Here is a 17186-nt window from a genome sequence, read left to right as displayed (position 1 = left end):
GAGCAGAATGCTCTACTCTGAGGTACCGCCTCCCCCTCCTTGAAGGAAATGCAATGACCCGTCTTCGTGTCCTTTGTGCTGCCGTCGCCCTGGCCTGTGCCAGCGGCCAGGTACTCGCTGCCACCGCCAGCCACAACGCTGCCGCCGAGAAATTCCTGACCCTGGCCAACGCCGACAAGCTGGGCACGCCGGTTTACATGCAGGTCCAGCAGATGTTCGCCCAGCGCTTCGCCCAGACCAAGGCCCCGGCCTCCAAGCAGCCGGTGCTCGAGAGCTACCAGGCCAAGGCCAACGCCGCGCTGGACAACGCCATCGGCTGGAACAAGCTGAAGCCGAAGATGGTCGACCTGTACACCCAGACCTTCACCGAGCAGGAGCTCAAGGACCTGGTCAAGTTCTACGAGTCGCCGCTGGGCAAGAAAGTCCTGCGTGAAATGCCCAAGGTCACCCAGCAGTCGGCCCAGCTGACCCAGACCAGCCTGGAACCGGCCGTACCGGTGGTCAACAAGCTGCTCGACGACATGACCAAGGAGCTGGACCCGAACGCTGGCAAGGCCGCCGCCCCGGCCAAGAAGTGAGTCATAGCCGATGAGCATGCAGCAACGCATCGAGCAGCAACTGGCCGCGCTGGCCCCGCAACACCTTGAAGTGCTCAACGAAAGCCACATGCACAGCCGTGGCCAGGAAACCCACTACAAGGCGGTGATCGTCAGCGAGCAGTTCGCCGGGCTCAACAGCGTCAAGCGCCACCAGAAGGTCTACGCCACCATGGGTGAGCTGATGGGCGAGATCCACGCCCTGGCCATCCATACCTACACGGCCGAGGAGTGGGCCAAGGTGGGCGTGGCACCGGCCTCGCCGGTGTGTGCAGGCGGCGGGCACTGAATCCTTTCCGTCGTTCTGGTACAATCCGCAACATCCCAAGGGGGCCGCTGCGCGGCCCATCGCAGGCAAGCCAGCTCCCACAGGTACAGCGCATTCCTTGAATGTTTTGCTGACCCTGTGGGAGCTGGCTTGCCTGCGATGGGCTGCGCAGCAGCCCCCTGTTTTTTGTCAAACCCGGTCCGCCCCTTACGAGGGCAACCACCTGGAGATCCACCTGTATGTCCCAAGCTATCGTCGTGGCGGCGCTGTACAAGTTCGTCACCCTGGAAAACTACGTCGAGCTGCGTGAGCCGCTGCTCAAGGCCATGCTCGACAACGGCGTCAAAGGCACCTTGCTGCTGGCCCACGAAGGCATCAACGGCACCGTTTCGGCCACCCGCGAAGGCATCGACGGCCTGCTCGCCTGGCTGCGCAACGACCCGCGCCTGGTCGATGTCGACCACAAGGAATCCTACTGCGACGAGCAGCCGTTCTACCGCACCAAGGTCAAGCTCAAGAAAGAGATCGTCACCCTCGGCGTGCCGGGCGTCGACCCGAACCAGGCCGTCGGTACCTATGTCGAGCCCAAGGACTGGAACGCCCTGATCAGCGACCCCGAGGTGCTGCTGATCGATACCCGCAACGACTACGAAGTGGCCATTGGCACCTTCAAGGGCGCCATCGACCCTAAGACCGAGACCTTCCGCGAGTTCCCCGAGTACATCAAGGCCAACTTCGACCCGAGCAAGCACAAGAAGGTGGCGATGTTCTGCACCGGCGGTATCCGTTGCGAAAAAGCCTCCAGCTACATGCTCGGTGAAGGCTTCGAGGAGGTCTATCATCTTAAGGGTGGCATCCTGAAGTACTTCGAGGAAGTGCCTCAGGAGCAAAGCCTCTGGGACGGCGACTGCTTCGTCTTCGACAACCGCGTCACGGTGCGCCATGACCTGAGCGAAGGCGAGTACGACCAGTGCCATGCCTGCCGCCACCCGGTCGATGCCAAGGATCGCGAGTCCGAGCACTATTCGCCAGGCGTGAGCTGCCCGCATTGCTGGGACAGCCTGAGCGAAAAGACTCGGCGCAGCGCCATCGACCGGCAGAAGCAGATCGAGCTGGCCAAGGCCCGCAACCAGCCGCACCCGATCGGTTACAACTACAAAGCCGAGGCTTGAACCATGACTGCCCGCCTGATCTACGTGATGGACCCGATGTGCTCCTGGTGCTGGGGTTTCGCGCCAGTGGCCGCGGCCCTGATCGCCCAGGCCGCCGAGGCGGGTGTCAGCACCCGCCTGGTGCCGGGCGGCTTGCGTACTGGCGGCAGTGCGCTGGACGGCTCGACCCGCAAGTACATCCTCGAGCATTGGCAGGCGGTGGCCGAAGCCACCGGGCAGCCGTTCCGTTTCGACGGCGCCATGCCTGACGGCTTTGTCTATGACACGGAGCCTGCCTGCCGCGCCCTGGTCACGGCCCGCGAGCTGGACGCCGAGCGTGTCTGGCCGCTGCTGGCGCTGATCCAGCGTTCGTTCTACGAGCAGGGTGTGGATGTTACCCGCGCCCCGCAACTGGTCGAGCTGGCCGAACAGGCCGGCTTCGACCGCGAGCGCTTCGCCCAGCAGTTCGCCAGCCATGACATCCGCGCCGCCACCGCAGCCGATTTCGCTTGGGCGCAGGACCTTGGCATCGCCGGCTTCCCGACCCTGCTGGCCGAACGCAATGGCCAACTGGCCCTGTTGACCAACGGCTACCAGCCGCTGGCCAGCCTGCAACCGCTGCTTGGCCGCTGGCTGCAGCAGGCCGTCTGTGCTTGACCTGCCAGGGTCGCCAGACCCTGTGCCAGGGAAGCCCCCCGCTGTGCCTGATCGCCTGAGCTGGGCGGAAATCCGCCGCCTGGCCCTGCACCACAAGAAAAACCTCTGGACCGCCAACCTGGTTGCCGTGCTGGCAGCCTGTTGCAGCGTGCCGATCCCGTTGCTGCTGCCGTTGCTGGTCGACGAAGTGCTGCTGGGCCACGGCGATGCCGCGCTGAAATGGATGAACCACCTGCTGCCCAGCGGCTGGCAGGTAGCGGCGGGTTACATCGGCCTGATGCTGGCGGCCACGCTGTGCCTGCGCCTGGCGGCGCTGGCCTTCAACGTGGTGCAGGCCAAGCTGTTCGCCGGGCTGGCCAAGGACATCGTCTACCGCCTGCGCATTCGCCTGATCGAGCGCCTCAAGCGCATCTCGCTCAAGGAATACGAAAGCCTTGGCAGCGGCACCGTGACCACTCACCTGGTCACCGACCTGGATACCCTCGACAAGTTTGTCGGCGAGACCCTGAGCCGCTTCCTGGTGGCCATGCTGACCCTCACCGGCACGGCGGCGATCCTGATCTGGATGCACTGGAAGCTGGCGTTGCTGATCCTGTTGTTCAACCCGCTGGTGATCTACTTCACCGTGCAGTTGGGCAAGCGCGTCAAGCACCTGAAGAAACTCGAGAACGACAGCACCTCGCGCTTTACCCAGGCGCTTTCGGAAACCCTGGATGCCATCCAGGAAATCCGCGCCGGCAACCGCCAGGGCTACTTCCTCGGGCGCCTCGGCCTGCGCGCCCGTGAAGTGCGCGACTACGCCGTGGAGTCGCAATGGAAGAGCGACGCCAGTGGGCGTGCCAGCGGCCTGCTGTTCCAGTTCGGTATCGATATCTTCCGTGCGGCGGCGATGCTGACCGTGCTGTTGTCCGACCTGTCGATCGGCCAGATGCTGGCCGTGTTCAGCTACCTGTGGTTCATGATCGGCCCGGTGGAGCAGTTGCTCAACCTGCAATATGCCTACTACGCCGCTGGCGGCGCGCTGAGCCGGCTCAACGAGCTGCTGTCGCGGGCTGACGAGCCGCAGTACCCGGCCGCCAGCGACCCGTTCGCCGGCCGTGAGACCGTGGGCATCGAGGTGCGCGACCTGCGCTTCGCCTATGCCGATGAGCCGGTGCTCGACCAGTTGAACCTGGCCATCGCCCCCGGTGAGAAGGTGGCCATCGTCGGTGCCAGTGGTGGCGGCAAGAGCACCTTGGTGCAGCTGCTGCTGGGCTTGTACAGCGCCCAGGCCGGGACCATCCGCTTTGGCGGTGCCAGCCTGCAGGAAATCGGCCTCGAGCCCCTGCGCGAGAACGTCGCCGTGGTGCTGCAGCACCCGTCGCTGTTCAACGACAGCGTGCGCGCCAACCTGACCATGGGCCGCGAGTGCAGCGACGAGGCCTGCTGGCAGGCGCTGCGTATCGCCCAGCTGGACGCCACCATCGCCGCCTTGCCGCAAGGGCTGGACAGCGTGGTCGGCCGTTCGGGGGTGCGCCTGTCGGGTGGCCAGCGCCAGCGCCTGGCGATTGCGCGCATGGTCCTGGCCGAGCCCAAGGTGGTGATTCTCGATGAAGCCACCTCGGCGCTGGATGCCGCCACCGAGTACAACCTGCACCAGGCATTGGCGCGTTTCCTCAGTGGCCGGACCACGCTGATCATTGCCCACCGCCTGTCGGCAGTGAAGCAGGCCGACCGCGTGCTGGTGTTCGACGGCGGGCATGTGGCCGAGGATGGCGACCATCAGCAGCTGATTGCCGAAGGTGGCTTGTATGCCAAGTTGTATGGGCATCTGCAGCAGACCTGATCGCCTGTTCCGGCCTCTTCGCGGGCACGCCCGCTCCCACTGGTACTGCACTGAATCTGAAATTAATGCAGTACCTGTGGAAGCGGGCGCGCCCGCGAAGAATCCAGCGCTGTCCATGAAGGTATGAAATTCCCCTCCACTCAGATGGCAAATGGCCTACGCTGTGCTTGTCTGGGTTGATGCAAAGTCTTATCTGCTCTGCGACAGGGACTAAATGAAGGGAAATCGCACTCAAGAAGCGCCAAGGTTGGTAGGCATCATCTGGCCCTTCATCGCCGTTGTCGTGTTCCAGGTATTGCTGGGTAGCCTCAGCCTTTATGCATTGTCGGCGGTCCGTGCCTACGTGGCCGGCGAGAGCCTGTGGTCCAAGGCGCAGAAAGACGCCATCTACTACCTCAACCTGTATGCCGATGACCGCGACGAGCGCACCTATCAGCGCTATCGCCAGGCCATCCTGGTGCCTGAAGGCGACCACGAACTGCGCGAACTGCTCGACCAGGCCAGCCCGGACCTGGAAGGCGCCCGCCTGGCCGTGCTGCAGGGCGGCAACCACCCGGACGATGTCGACCGCATCATCTGGTTCTACCGCAACTTCCGCCAGGTCAGCTACATGCAGACGGCGATCGAATACTGGAACATCGGCGATGACTACCTCATCAAGCTCGATGTACTGGCCAGCGAGATGCACGAGGGTTTCGCCGCCGGGCAAGTCGGCGCCGCCCAGCTCGATGAGTGGAAGGCCCGCATCGTCGCGATCAACGAAGGCGTCACGCCGGCCGCCAGGGCCTTCAGTGATGCCCTGGGCGAAGGTTCGCGGATGCTGCTGCGGGTGCTGCTGGTCACCAACCTGCTGACCGCACTGTTCCTCATCACCATTGCCTGGCGCCGTTCGAGCAAGCTGCTGGCCCAGCGCCAGGCCTTTGCCAATGCCCTGCGCGAAGAGAAGGAGCGGGCGCAGATCACCCTCGAAGCGATTGGCGATGCGGTGATCACCGCCGATGTCGAGGGCAACATCGGCTACATGAACCCCGCTGCCGAGCAGCTCACCCACTGGCAGTCCGGCCAGGCGCTGGGCCTGCCGCTGGGGGCGCTGTTCAGCCTGCTCGACGAGCAGGAGGATGGCGAAGGCTGCACGCTGGTCGAACAGGTGCTCAGTGGCAGCCTCAAGGGCGGTGCCGAGCATGCCCGGCTGATCCAGCGCCTGGATGGCAGCACGGTGTCGGTCAACCTGGTCGGTTCGCCGATCATCAACAACGACCAGGTGGCCGGTATCGTGCTGGTGCTGCACGATATGACCCAGGAGCGCCAGTACATCGCCAACCTGTCGTGGCAGGCCACCCATGACGCCTTGACCGGCCTGGCCAACCGCCGCGAATTCGAATACCGCCTGGAACAGGCGCTCAATGGCCTGGCGCGCCAGGCCGGGCGGCATTCGCTGATGTTCCTCGACCTCGATCAGTTCAAGCTGGTCAACGACACCTGCGGCCATGCCGCTGGCGACGAACTGCTCAGGCACATCTGTGCGGTGCTGCAGTCGGTGCTGCGCGAAGGCGATACTCTGGCCCGCCTGGGCGGCGACGAATTCGGCGTGCTGCTGGAAAACTGCCCGGCCGAACAGGCCGAGCGCATCGCCGAAGGCCTGCGCCAGGCTGTGCAGAGCCTGCACTTCGTGTGGAAGGGCAGGCCGTTCGTGACCACCGTCAGTATCGGCCTGGTACACATGGCGCAGGCCCCGGGCACCCTGGAGGCCTCGCTGCGGGCGGCCGACATGGCCTGCTACATGGCCAAGGAGAAGGGCCGCAACCGGGTGCAGGTGTACCACGCCGACGACAGCGAGCTGTCCATGCGCTTTGGTGAAATGGCCTGGATCCAGCGCCTGCATGTGGCCCTGGAGGAAAACCGCTTCTGCCTGTATTGCCAGGAAATCGCCGCGCTGAAGGCCATCGAGGGGCCGGGCCATATCGAGATCTTGCTGCGCCTGCATGACGAAAGCGGTCGCACCATCCTGCCGGACAGTTTCATCCCGGCCGCCGAGCGCTATGGCCTGATGACGGCGCTTGACCGTTGGGTGGTGCGCAACGTGTTCCAGGTCATCCGCCAATGCCTGGATGAAGAGCGCGGAGGGCCGCTGGCGATGTGCGCGATCAACCTGTCCGGGACGAGCATCGGCGACGACAATTTCCTCGAGTACCTGCAACGGTTGTTCGTCGAGTACGCCATTCCACCGCGCATGATCTGTTTCGAGATCACCGAGACCAGTGCCATTGCCAACCTGGGCAGTGCCATCCGCTTCATCAATGAATTGAAAGGGCTGGGTTGCAAGTTCTCCCTGGACGACTTCTGTGCCGGAATGTCGTCATTTGCCTATTTGAAACATTTGCCCGTCGACTTCTTGAAGATCGACGGAAGTTTTGTCAAAGATATGCTCGACGACCCGGTCAACCGTGCCATGGTCGAGGTGATCAATCACATCGGCCATGTCATGGGCAAGCGGACCATCGCCGAGTTCGTCGAAACACCGTTGATCGAGCAGGCCTTGCAGGAGATCGGCGTGGATTATGCCCAGGGCTATCTGATTGAACGGCCACAGGTGTTCACCTGTGACAGTCTGCAGCGCCAACGGATTGCTGCGCGGCCCTTGCTGCATCGGGCGCCAGGTACTTTTCGCTGAATACACGTCCGCAAAATCACAAGGATCAAGGAGCTGAAAGTGATTGATGCATTCGTACGTATCGGGCCCTTGATGGACCCGGCCAGTTACCCCCAGTGGGCCCAGCAGCTGATCGAGGATTGCCGTGAGAGCAAGCGCCGGGTGGTCGAACATGAGTTCTACCAGCGCCTGCGCGATGGCGAGCTGCGCCAGTCCACCATTCGCCAGTACCTGATCGGTGGCTGGCCGGTGGTCGAGCAGTTTTCACTGTACATGGCGCATAACCTGACCAAGACCCGCTATGCCCGCCACCCTGGCGAGGACATGGCGCGGCGCTGGCTGATGCGCAACATCCGCGTCGAACTCAACCATGCCGACTACTGGGTCAACTGGTGCCAGGCCCATGGCGTGCACCTGCACCAGCTGCAGGCCCAGGATGTTCCGCCGGAGCTGAACGGCCTCAACGACTGGTGCTGGCGCGTGTGCACCACCGAGTCACTGGCGATTGCCATGGCGGCGACCAACTATGCGATCGAGGGGGCAACCGGCGAGTGGTCGGCGGTGGTGTGCGCCGAGGACACCTATGCCATGGGCTTCCCGGAAGACCAGCGCAAGCGGGCGATGAAGTGGCTGAAGATGCATGCCCAGTATGACGACGCGCACCCGTGGGAGGCGCTGGAGATCATCTGCACGCTGGCGGGCGAGAACCCGACCCTGGGGCTGCGCAACGATCTGCGCAAGGCGATCTGCAAGAGCTATGACTGCATGTACCTGTTCCTGGAGCGGTGCATGCAGCTGGAAGGGCGCCAGCAAGGGCGCATACGCCCGGCCTTGGCCGCCGGCTGAGTCCTGTACCGGCCTCTTCGCGGGCATGCCCGCTCCCACAGGGAAATCACAAGGCTTGAGGGCGGTGATGTTCCTGTGGGAGCGGGCTTGCCCGCGAAGAGGCCGGAACGGGCAACGCGAGGCTCACTGGGCGTTGAAGGCCTGCCCGTTCACCTCTTTGCTATCCGGCCCCATCAGGTACAGATAGACCGGCATGATCTCTTCCGGCAGCGGGTTGTTCTGTGGGTTCTCGCTCGGATATGCCTGCGCCCGCATCGCCGTGCGCGTGGCGCCCGGGTTGATACTGTTGGAGCGCACCGGCGCCACGCCTTCCAGCTCATCGGCCAGGGTCTGCATCAGCCCTTCGGTGGCGAACTTCGACACCCCGTAGGCCCCCCAGTAGGCCCGGCCCTTGCGCCCGACGCTGCTGGAGGTGAACACCACCGAAGCGTCCTCGGACAGCTTGAGCAGCGGCAGCAGGGTGCTGGTGAGCATGAAGGTGGCATCGACGTTGATGTGCATCACGCGCATGAAGTTGTCGCCCGACAGCTGCTCCAGCGGTGTGCGTGGGCCAATGATCGAGGCGTTGTTGAGCAGGCCGTCGAGGCGGCCGAACTGCTCTTCGATCATCACTGCCAGCTCGTCGTACTGGTGCGGCAGGGCGGTTTCCAGGTTGAACGGGATGACCACCGGCTGCGGGTGGCCGGCGGCCTCGATCTGGTCGTAGACCTCGTTGAGGTTGGCCTCGGTCTTGCCCAGCAGCAGCACGGTGGCGCCCAGGGCGGCATAAGCCTTGGCGGCAGCGGCGCCGATGCCGCGGCCGGCACCGGTGACCAGGATGACGCGGCCGGCGAGCAGGCCGGGGCGGGCGGTGTAATCGAACATTGAAATTTCCCTGTGTTCGTGAGGGCGAATGCGATCCCTGTGGGAGCGGGCGAGCCCGCGAACACGGGCGCAGCCCGTGCCAGCCACCGAGGTGTCTGCTTCGCGGGCTTGCCCGCTCTCACAGGGTCAGCCGTCAGTCGTTATGGATCAGCAGCCGCACAGGGCGCTGTCGATCACCTTGCGCAGTTCCAGCGGGTGGTCCACCACCACATCGGCGCCCCAGTTGTTCGGGTTGTCCTCTGGATGAATATAGCCGTAGCGCACTGCCGCCGTGCGGGTGCCGGCGTCGCGGCCGGACTCGATGTCGCGCAGGTCGTCGCCGACGAACAGCACGCTGGCAGGGTCCAGGTCCAGGGTCTTGCAGGCGAGGATCAGAGGCTCCGGGTCGGGCTTGCTGTTCTTCACGTGGTCTGGGCAGATCAGCAGTGCCGAGCGCTCGGCCAGGCCCAGTCGCTGCATGATCGGCTCGGCGAAACGCACCGGCTTGTTGGTCACCACGCCCCACAGCAGGTTGCCCTTTTCGATGTCGGCCAGCAGCTCGCCCATGCCGTCGAACAGCTTGCTGTGCACGGCGCAGTCACGCTGGTAGCGCTCGAGGAACTCCAGGCGCAGGGCTTCGAAGCCTTCGGCCTCGGGGGCCATGGCGAAGGTGGCCGCAACCATGGCGCGGGCGCCGCCCGAGATCACGTCGCGGATCAGCTGGTCGTCGATGGCCGGCAGGCCGCGCTCGGCGAGCATGGCCTGGCAGATGGCGATGAAGTCCGGCGCCGTGTCGAGCAGGGTGCCGTCCATGTCGAAGAGTACTGCTCGCAAACGCATGCTCATTCCTCGCGCAGGGTCTGGATCATGTAGTTGACGTCAACGTCGCTGCTCAGCTTGTAGTGCTTGGTCAGCGGGTTGTAGGTCAGGCCGATGATGTCCTTGACCTCGAGGCCGGCAACGCGGCTCCAGGCGCCGAGCTCGGACGGGCGGATGAACTTCTTGAAGTCGTGGGTGCCGCGCGGCAGCATCTTGAGGATGTACTCGGCGCCGACGATGGCCAGCAGGTAGGCCTTGGGGTTGCGGTTGATGGTCGAGAAGAACACCTGGCCGCCAGGCTTGACCATGCGGTAGCAGGCGCGGATGACCGAGGACGGGTCGGGCACGTGTTCGAGCATCTCCAGGCAGGTGACCACGTCGAACTGCTCGGGCATCTCTTCGGCCAGGGCTTCGGCGGTGATCTGCCGGTACTCGACCTCGACGCCCGACTCCAGCTGGTGCAACTGGGCAACGGCCAGTGGCGCCTCGCCCATGTCGATGCCGGTGACGCTGGCGCCGCGCAGGGCCATGGCTTCGCTGAGGATGCCGCCGCCGCAGCCGACGTCCAGCACTTTCTTGCCAGCCAGGCCGACGCGCTCGTCAATCCAGTTGACGCGCAGCGGGTTGATGTCGTGCAGCGGCTTGAACTCGCTTTCACGGTCCCACCAGCGGTGGGCCAAGGCTTCGAACTTGGCGATTTCGGCGTGGTCGACGTTGCTCATTGAACAATCCTCTGGAACTTGCACTTCAAATGGGGCGCAGTATACCCGAGCGTCTGCGGCCGAGGGTCGCTATAATCGCCGGCTTTTGATATCCGAACGACGGGGAGAGGCAATGCGCGAGCGACTTTTGGCGGCGGAGAAGGTGACCGGGATGCGCTGGCAAGGCGGCGCCCTGCACCTGCTCGACCAGCGCCTGCTGCCGTCGGAAGAACGCTGGCTGACCTGCGACAATGTCGCGCAGGTAGTGGCGGCGATCCGCGACATGGCCGTGCGCGGTGCCGCCGCCATTGGCATCGCAGCGGCCTACGGCCTGGTCCTGGCCCTGGAAGAGCGCCTGGCCCAGGGTGGCGACTGGGAAATGGACTTGGAAGAGGACTTTCTCAGCCTGGCCGAGGCCCGGCCCACCGCGGCCAACCTGTTCTGGGCGCTGAACCGCATGCGCGAGCGCCTGCTGCGTGTACGCGGCGAAGAAGACGTGCTGGCCGCGCTGGAAGCCGAAGCGATTGCCATCCATGAAAGCGACCGCGAGGCCAACCTGACCATGGCCCAGCATGGCATCGAGCTGATCCGCCGCCACCAGGGCAACGAGCAGACCTTGCTGACCTACGGCAACGCCGGTGCCCTGGCCAGTGGTGGTATCGGCACGGCGCTTGGGGTGATTCGCGCGGGCTATCTGGAGGGCATGGTCGAGCGGGTGTATGCCGGTGAGACCCGCCCCTGGCTGCAAGGCTCGCGCCTGACGGCCTGGGAGCTGGCCAACGAAGGCATCCCGGTAACCCTGTGCGCCGATTCGGCGCTGGCTCACCTGATGAAGACCAAAGGGATCACCTGGGTGGTGGTCGGCGCCGACTGCATCGCCGCCAACGGCGACGTGGCCAGCAAGATCGGCACCTACCAGCTGGCCGTCAGCGCCATGCACCATGGTGTGCGCTTCATGGTGGTGGCGCCGAGCACCAGCATCGACCTCAACCTGGCCACTGGCGAGGACATTCCGCTGGAAGAGCGCGAGGCCGACGAGCTGCTGGACTACGCCGGCACCCGTGTGGCGCCACAGGTCGAGGCCTTCAACCCGGTGTTCGACGTGACCCCGGCCGACCTGATCGACGTGATCGTCACCGAGCGCGGCATCGTCGAACGGCCGGATGCCGCCAAGCTGGCCCAGTTGATGTGCCGCAAGCGGTTGCATTGATCATTGCCTGTACCGGCCTCTTCGCGGGCACGCCCGCTCCCACAGGGATATCACAAGGCCTGAGGGCGATGATGTACCTGTGGGAGCGGGCAAGCCCGCGAAGAGGCCGGCACAGGCCATGGAAATCCCGAGATTTGCTCCGGCCTGAGGCAACCTGCCAGCTCTCCCCACCGCCCCGCCTTTGTGATAACATCCGGCAGTTTCCAAGACCGCCCACGAAGGCGGCCTTCATTGCGCAGATCCATGCTACAACTCATTGATTTGTCGTAAGTCGTCGCACCCCTATGCGCTGCGGCGGCGAGCTTCGTTCGGCCCTTGATGGAGCTGCGAAGTTTCACCAGAAAAAGGAATCAGGCTTCTCATGGGCGAACTGGCCAAAGAAATCCTCCCGGTCAATATCGAAGACGAACTGAGACAGTCTTACCTCGACTACGCGATGAGCGTGATTGTCGGGCGAGCGCTGCCCGATGCGCGTGACGGCTTGAAGCCCGTGCATCGCCGCGTCCTCTATGCAATGAGCGAACTGGGCAACGACTGGAACAAACCGTACAAGAAATCCGCCCGTGTGGTCGGTGACGTGATCGGTAAGTACCACCCGCACGGCGACACTGCGGTCTACGACACCATCGTGCGTATGGCCCAGCCGTTCTCGCTGCGCTACCTGCTGGTCGACGGCCAGGGCAACTTCGGTTCGGTCGACGGCGACAACGCCGCCGCCATGCGATACACCGAAGTGCGCATGACCAAGCTGGCCCACGAGCTGCTGGCCGACCTGCACAAGGAAACCGTCGACTGGGTGCCCAACTATGACGGCACCGAGCAGATCCCGGCGGTCATGCCGACCCGCATCCCCAACCTGCTGGTCAACGGTTCCAGCGGTATCGCCGTGGGCATGGCGACCAACATCCCGCCGCACAACCTCGGTGAAGTCATCGACGGTTGCCTGGCGCTGATCGATAATCCGGACGTCACCATCGATGAGCTGATGCAGTTCATCCCGGGGCCGGACTTCCCGACTGCCGGCATCATCAACGGCCGCCAGGGCATCATCGAGGCCTACCGTACCGGCCGTGGCCGCATCTACATGCGCGCCCGTTCCGAGATCGAAGACATCGACAAGGTCGGCGGCCGCCAGCAGATCGTCGTCACCGAGCTGCCGTACCAGCTGAACAAGGCCCGCCTGATCGAGAAGATCGCCGAGCTGGTCAAAGAGAAGAAGATCGAAGGCATCACCGAGCTGCGCGACGAGTCCGACAAGGACGGCATGCGCATCGTCATCGAGCTGCGCCGCGGCGAGGTGCCGGAGGTGGTGCTCAACAACCTCTACCAGCAGACCCAGCTGCAGAGCGTGTTCGGTATCAACGTGGTTGCCCTGGTCGACGGTCGCCCGCGCCTGCTCAACCTCAAGGACCTGCTCGAAGCGTTCGTCCGTCACCGCCGCGAAGTGGTGACCCGCCGTACCGTGTTCGAGCTGCGCAAGGCCCGTGAGCGTGGCCACATCCTTGAAGGCCAGGCGGTCGCGCTGTCCAACATCGACCCGGTCATCGCCCTGATCAAGGCCTCGCCGACGCCGTCCGAAGCCAAGGAAGCCCTGGTTTCCACGCCGTGGGAATCCAGTGCCGTGCAGGTCATGGTCGAGCGCGCCGGTGCCGATTCCTGCCGCCCTGAAGACCTGCCCGAGCAATACGGCCTGCGTGAAGGCAAGTATTACCTGTCGCCGGAACAGGCCCAGGCCATCCTCGACCTGCGCCTGCACCGCCTGACCGGCCTGGAGCACGAGAAGCTGCTGGCCGAGTACCAGGAGATCCTGGAACAGATCGGCGAGCTGATCCGCATCCTCAGCAGCGCCCAGCGCCTGATGGAAGTGATCCGCGAAGAGCTGGAAGCGATCCGTGCCGAGTACGGCGATGCCCGCCGAACCGAAATCCTCGATGCCCGTCACGACCTCAACTACGGCGACATGATCCCGGAAGAAGAGCGCGTGGTGACCATCTCCCACGGCGGCTATGCCAAGACCCAGCCGTTGTCCGCCTACCAGGCCCAGCGCCGTGGCGGCAAGGGCAAGTCGGCTACCGGCGTGAAGGACGAGGACTACATCGAGCACCTGCTGGTCGCCAACAGCCATGCCACCCTGCTGCTGTTCTCCAGCAAGGGCAAGGTGTACTGGCTGAAAACCTACGATATTCCTGAAGCGTCGCGCGCCGCCCGTGGTCGCCCGCTGGTCAACCTGCTGCCGCTGGAGGAGGGTGAGCGCATCACCGCCATGCTGCAGATCGACCTCGAGGCCCTGCAGCAGAACGCCGACCCTGAAGAAGAGCTGGAAGACGGCGATGACGGTGTCATCGAAGGCGAAATCGTCGAAGCGGAAGAAATCGACGAGGAAGACGGCGATACCCCAGAGTGGGTCGCTGAGCCGACCGGCGCCTATATCTTCATGGCGACGGCTTCCGGTACTGTCAAGAAGACCCCGCTGGCCCAGTTCGCCCGCCCACGCTCCAGCGGCCTGATCGCGCTGAAGCTGAAGGAAGGCGACACCCTGATCGCTGCGGCGATCACCGACGGCGCCAAGGAAGTCATGATGTTCTCCGACGCCGGCAAGGTGATCCGCTTCGCCGAGAGCGTGGTTCGCGAAATGGGCCGTACTGCCCGCGGCGTGCGTGGCATGAAGCTGGGCAAGGGCCAGCGGATCATTTCGATGCTGATCCCGGAGTCCGGCGCGCAGATCCTCACCGCCTCCGAGCGTGGCTTCGGCAAGCGCACCCCGCTGTCCAAGTTCCCGCGTCGCGGGCGTGGTGGCCAGGGCGTGATCGCCATGGGTACCAAGGGGCGCAACGGCCTGTTGATCGGCGCCATCCAGGTGCAGGAAGGCGAGGAGATCATGCTGATTTCCGACCAGGGCACCCTGGTGCGCACGCGGGTCGGTGAGGTGTCGAGCCTGGGCCGTAACACCCAGGGCGTGACCCTGATCAAGCTGGCCACCGACGAAACGCTGGTGGGCCTGGAGCGTATCCAGGAGCCATCCGAAGACGAACTCGATGATGTGATCGAGGCGGACGAGGAGGGCGTCGAGGCCGATGCGCCGGATGACGAAGCTGCAGGCGCCGAAGAGGCGACCCAGGAATAAGCAAGCGTGAAACCCGAGCGGGGCGACCAAGGTCGCCCCGTTTGACTGATTAGGCCAGGCAATGCCTGGCCCTGTGGGAGCGGGCTTGCCCGCGAAGCAGGCAGCGCGGTGCACGGCACCGGCTTTGCCGGTGTTCGCGGGCAAGCCCGCTCCCACAGGGTTCTGCAGAACTAGCTGTTTAGATCTATTAGAGCGAGAGTGGATGTGAGCAAACGAGCCTTTAACTTCTGCGCAGGCCCTGCCGCGCTTCCTGACGCTGTGTTGCAGCGCGCCCAGGCCGAGATGCTGGACTGGAACGGCAAGGGCTTGTCGGTGATGGAGATGAGCCATCGCAGCGACGACTACGTGGCCATCGCCGAAAAGGCCGAGCAGGACCTGCGTGACCTGCTGTCCGTCCCCTCCAACTACAAGGTCCTGTTCCTGCAGGGCGGTGCCAGCCAGCAGTTCGCCGAAATTCCGCTGAATCTGCTGCCGGAAAACGGCACGGCCGACTACGTCGAAACCGGCATCTGGTCGAAAAAGGCCATCGAAGAAGCGCGCCGCTTCGGCACCGTCAACGTCGCCGCCAGCGCCAAGCCCTACGATTACCTGGCTATCCCTGGCCAGAACGAGTGGAAGCTGACCAAGAACGCTGCCTACGTCCACTATGCGTCCAACGAGACCATTGGTGGCCTGCAGTTCGACTGGGTTCCAGAAACCGGCGATGTACCGCTGGTGGTCGACATGTCTTCCGACATCCTTTCGCGCCCGATCGACGTCTCGCAGTACGGCATGATCTACGCCGGCGCACAGAAGAACATCGGCCCGAGCGGCCTGGTGGTGGTGATCGTCCGTGAAGACCTGCTCGGTCGCGCCCGCAGCAGCTGCCCGACCATGCTCGACTACAAGGTCGCGGCCGACAATGGCTCGATGTACAACACCCCGGCCACCTATTCCTGGTACCTCTCGGGCCTGGTGTTCGAGTGGCTCAAGGAACAGGGTGGCGTCGAGGCCATGGAGCAGCGCAACCGCGCCAAGAAAGACCGCCTGTACGGCTTCATCGACGCCAGCGAGTTCTACACCAACCCGATCAGCCACAACGCCCGTTCGTGGATGAACGTGCCGTTCCGCCTGGCTGACGAGCGCCTGGACAAGGCCTTCCTGGCCGGCGCCGACGCCCGTGGCTTGCTCAACCTCAAGGGCCACCGTTCGGTTGGCGGCATGCGCGCTTCGATCTACAACGCCCTGGGCCTGGAAGCAGTGGAAGGCCTGGTGGCCTACATGGCCGAATTCGAGAAGGAGCACGGCTGATGTCCGAACAGGAACTCAAAGCCCTGCGCGTGCGCATCGACAGCCTCGACGAGAAGATCCTCGAGCTGATCAGCGATCGCGCCCGCTGCGCCGAAGAAGTGGCGCGGGTCAAGACTGCCTCCCTGGCCGAAGGCGAAAAGCCGGTGTTCTACCGCCCCGAGCGTGAAGCCGCCGTGCTCAAGCGCGTGATGGAGCGCAACAAGGGGCCGTTGGGCAACGAAGAGATGGCGCGGCTGTTCCGCGAAATCATGTCGTCCTGCCTGGCCCTGGAAGAGCCGCTCAAGGTTGCCTACCTCGGCCCGGAAGGTACCTTCACCCAGGCAGCGGCCATGAAGCACTTCGGCCACGCCGTGGTCAGCCGCCCGATGGCGGCCATCGACGAAGTGTTCCGCGAAGTGGCCGCCGGTGCCGTCAATTTCGGCGTGGTGCCGGTGGAAAACTCCACCGAGGGTGCCGTCAGCCACACCCTGGACAGCTTCCTCGAGCACGACATGGTGATCTGCGGTGAAGTCGAGCTGCGCATCCACCATCACCTGCTGGTGGGCGAGAACACCAAGACCAACAGCATCACCCGCATCTACTCCCACGCCCAGTCGCTGGCCCAGTGCCGCAAGTGGCTGGACGCGCACTACCCGAACGTCGAGCGTGTGGCTGTTTCGAGCAACGCCGAGGCGGCCAAGCGGGTCAAGGGCGAGTGGAACTCGGCGGCGATCGCCGGCGACATGGCGGCCAACCTGTATGGCCTGACCCGCCTGGCTGAAAAGATCGAAGACCGCCCGGACAACTCCACGCGCTTCCTGATGATCGGTCAGCAGGAAGTGCCGCCGACCGGCGACGACAAGACCTCGATCATCGTCTCGATGAGCAACAAGCCAGGTGCGCTGCACGAGCTGCTGGTGCCGTTCCACGAAAACGGCATCGACCTGACCCGTATCGAGACCCGTCCGTCGCGCAGCGGCAAGTGGACCTACGTGTTCTTCATCGACTTCGTCGGCCACCACCGCGACCCGCTGATCAAGGCGGTGCTGGAGAAGATCAGTCAGGAGGCCGTGGCGCTCAAGGTGCTGGGGTCCTATCCGAAGGCGGTGCTTTGATTCAGGCCCTTTGGGCCGCTTCGCGCCCCTTCGCGGGCTTGCCCGCTCCCACAGGTGTAATGCACATCCCCCCTGTGGGAGCGGGCAAGCCCGCGAAGGGGCGCGAAGCGGC

Annotated in this window: 14 protein-coding genes; 11 read left to right on the top strand and 3 right to left on the bottom strand. The window is 64.3% G+C overall.

All coding sequences use genetic code 11. The annotated features are described in order from the left end of the window. Positions 1 to 53 precede the first annotated feature (53 nt). The 7 genes from CAF78_RS11265 to CAF78_RS11235 all read left to right on the top strand — a co-directional run bounded on the left by CAF78_RS11265 (position 54) and on the right by CAF78_RS11235 (position 7993). Complete coding sequence (locus tag CAF78_RS11265; RefSeq protein WP_027918170.1) at positions 54 to 578, top strand: DUF2059 domain-containing protein; 525 nt, start codon at positions 54 to 56, stop codon at positions 576 to 578. 10 nt (positions 579 to 588) lie between these two features. Further along, a complete protein-coding gene (locus CAF78_RS11260) occupies positions 589 to 885 on the top strand; it encodes a BolA family transcriptional regulator (RefSeq protein WP_027918171.1) in 297 nt (98 codons plus the stop codon). 218 nt (positions 886 to 1103) lie between these two features. Beyond that, complete coding sequence (locus CAF78_RS11255; protein ID WP_085675424.1) at positions 1104 to 2036, top strand: rhodanese-related sulfurtransferase; 933 nt, start codon at positions 1104 to 1106, stop codon at positions 2034 to 2036. A 3-nt stretch (positions 2037 to 2039) separates the two neighbouring features. Continuing rightward, positions 2040 to 2672, top strand: coding sequence for a DsbA family protein (locus CAF78_RS11250; protein WP_085675425.1), 633 nt, complete (start codon positions 2040 to 2042; stop codon positions 2670 to 2672). After that, positions 2665 to 4497, top strand: a complete 1833-nt coding sequence (locus CAF78_RS11245; RefSeq protein WP_085675426.1) for an ABC transporter ATP-binding protein — start codon at positions 2665 to 2667, stop codon at positions 4495 to 4497. Before CAF78_RS11250 ends, CAF78_RS11245 begins: the two co-directional genes overlap by 8 nt. Positions 4498 to 4711: 214 nt before the next feature. Then, positions 4712 to 7168, top strand: coding sequence for an EAL domain-containing protein (locus tag CAF78_RS11240; protein ID WP_085675427.1), 2457 nt, complete (start codon positions 4712 to 4714; stop codon positions 7166 to 7168). A gap of 39 nt (positions 7169 to 7207) precedes the next feature. After that, positions 7208 to 7993, top strand: coding sequence for a TenA family transcriptional regulator (locus CAF78_RS11235; protein WP_085675428.1), 786 nt, complete (start codon positions 7208 to 7210; stop codon positions 7991 to 7993). Between the two features lie 123 nt (positions 7994 to 8116). Here the strand turns inward: CAF78_RS11235 and CAF78_RS11230 are convergent, their stop codons facing one another. The 3 genes from CAF78_RS11230 to ubiG form a co-directional block, all read right to left on the bottom strand. Beyond that, positions 8117 to 8857, bottom strand: a complete 741-nt coding sequence (locus CAF78_RS11230; protein ID WP_085675429.1) for a YciK family oxidoreductase — start codon at positions 8855 to 8857, stop codon at positions 8117 to 8119. Positions 8858 to 9004: 147 nt separating this feature from the next. Beyond that, positions 9005 to 9676, bottom strand: coding sequence for an N-acetylmuramic acid 6-phosphate phosphatase MupP (mupP, locus tag CAF78_RS11225; protein ID WP_085675430.1), 672 nt, complete (start codon positions 9674 to 9676; stop codon positions 9005 to 9007). A 2-nt stretch (positions 9677 to 9678) separates the two neighbouring features. Further along, positions 9679 to 10377 (bottom strand): bifunctional 2-polyprenyl-6-hydroxyphenol methylase/3-demethylubiquinol 3-O-methyltransferase UbiG, encoded by a 699-nt coding sequence (ubiG, locus tag CAF78_RS11220; RefSeq protein ID WP_085675431.1) that lies wholly within the window; start codon positions 10375 to 10377, stop codon positions 9679 to 9681. Positions 10378 to 10489: 112 nt separating this feature from the next. On the opposite strand from ubiG, the gene mtnA reads away from it, so the two are divergent. From mtnA to pheA, 4 genes are all read left to right on the top strand, one after another. Beyond that, positions 10490 to 11566, top strand: a complete 1077-nt coding sequence (gene mtnA / locus CAF78_RS11215; RefSeq protein ID WP_085675432.1) for an S-methyl-5-thioribose-1-phosphate isomerase — start codon at positions 10490 to 10492, stop codon at positions 11564 to 11566. Positions 11567 to 11927: 361 nt separating this feature from the next. Next, a complete protein-coding gene (gene gyrA, locus CAF78_RS11210) occupies positions 11928 to 14690 on the top strand; it encodes a DNA gyrase subunit A (protein WP_085675433.1) in 2763 nt (920 codons plus the stop codon). 204 nt (positions 14691 to 14894) lie between these two features. Continuing rightward, entirely contained in the window at positions 14895 to 15980 is a 1086-nt protein-coding gene (gene serC / locus CAF78_RS11205) for a 3-phosphoserine/phosphohydroxythreonine transaminase (protein WP_085675598.1), read from the top strand. Continuing rightward, positions 15980 to 17074 carry a prephenate dehydratase gene (gene pheA / locus CAF78_RS11200; protein ID WP_085675434.1) on the top strand — a complete coding sequence of 365 codons (1095 nt, stop codon included), beginning with the start codon at positions 15980 to 15982 and terminating at the stop codon, positions 17072 to 17074. The genes serC and pheA overlap by 1 nt, the downstream gene beginning before the upstream one ends. Positions 17075 to 17186: the final 112 nt, after the last annotated feature.

Origin of the sequence: Pseudomonas sp. R28(2017) (assembly GCF_002112505.1) — a bacterium.
In the GTDB taxonomy this organism is placed as follows: Bacteria; Pseudomonadota; Gammaproteobacteria; order Pseudomonadales; family Pseudomonadaceae; genus Aquipseudomonas.
This window is presented reverse-complemented; position numbering and strand designations above follow the sequence as displayed.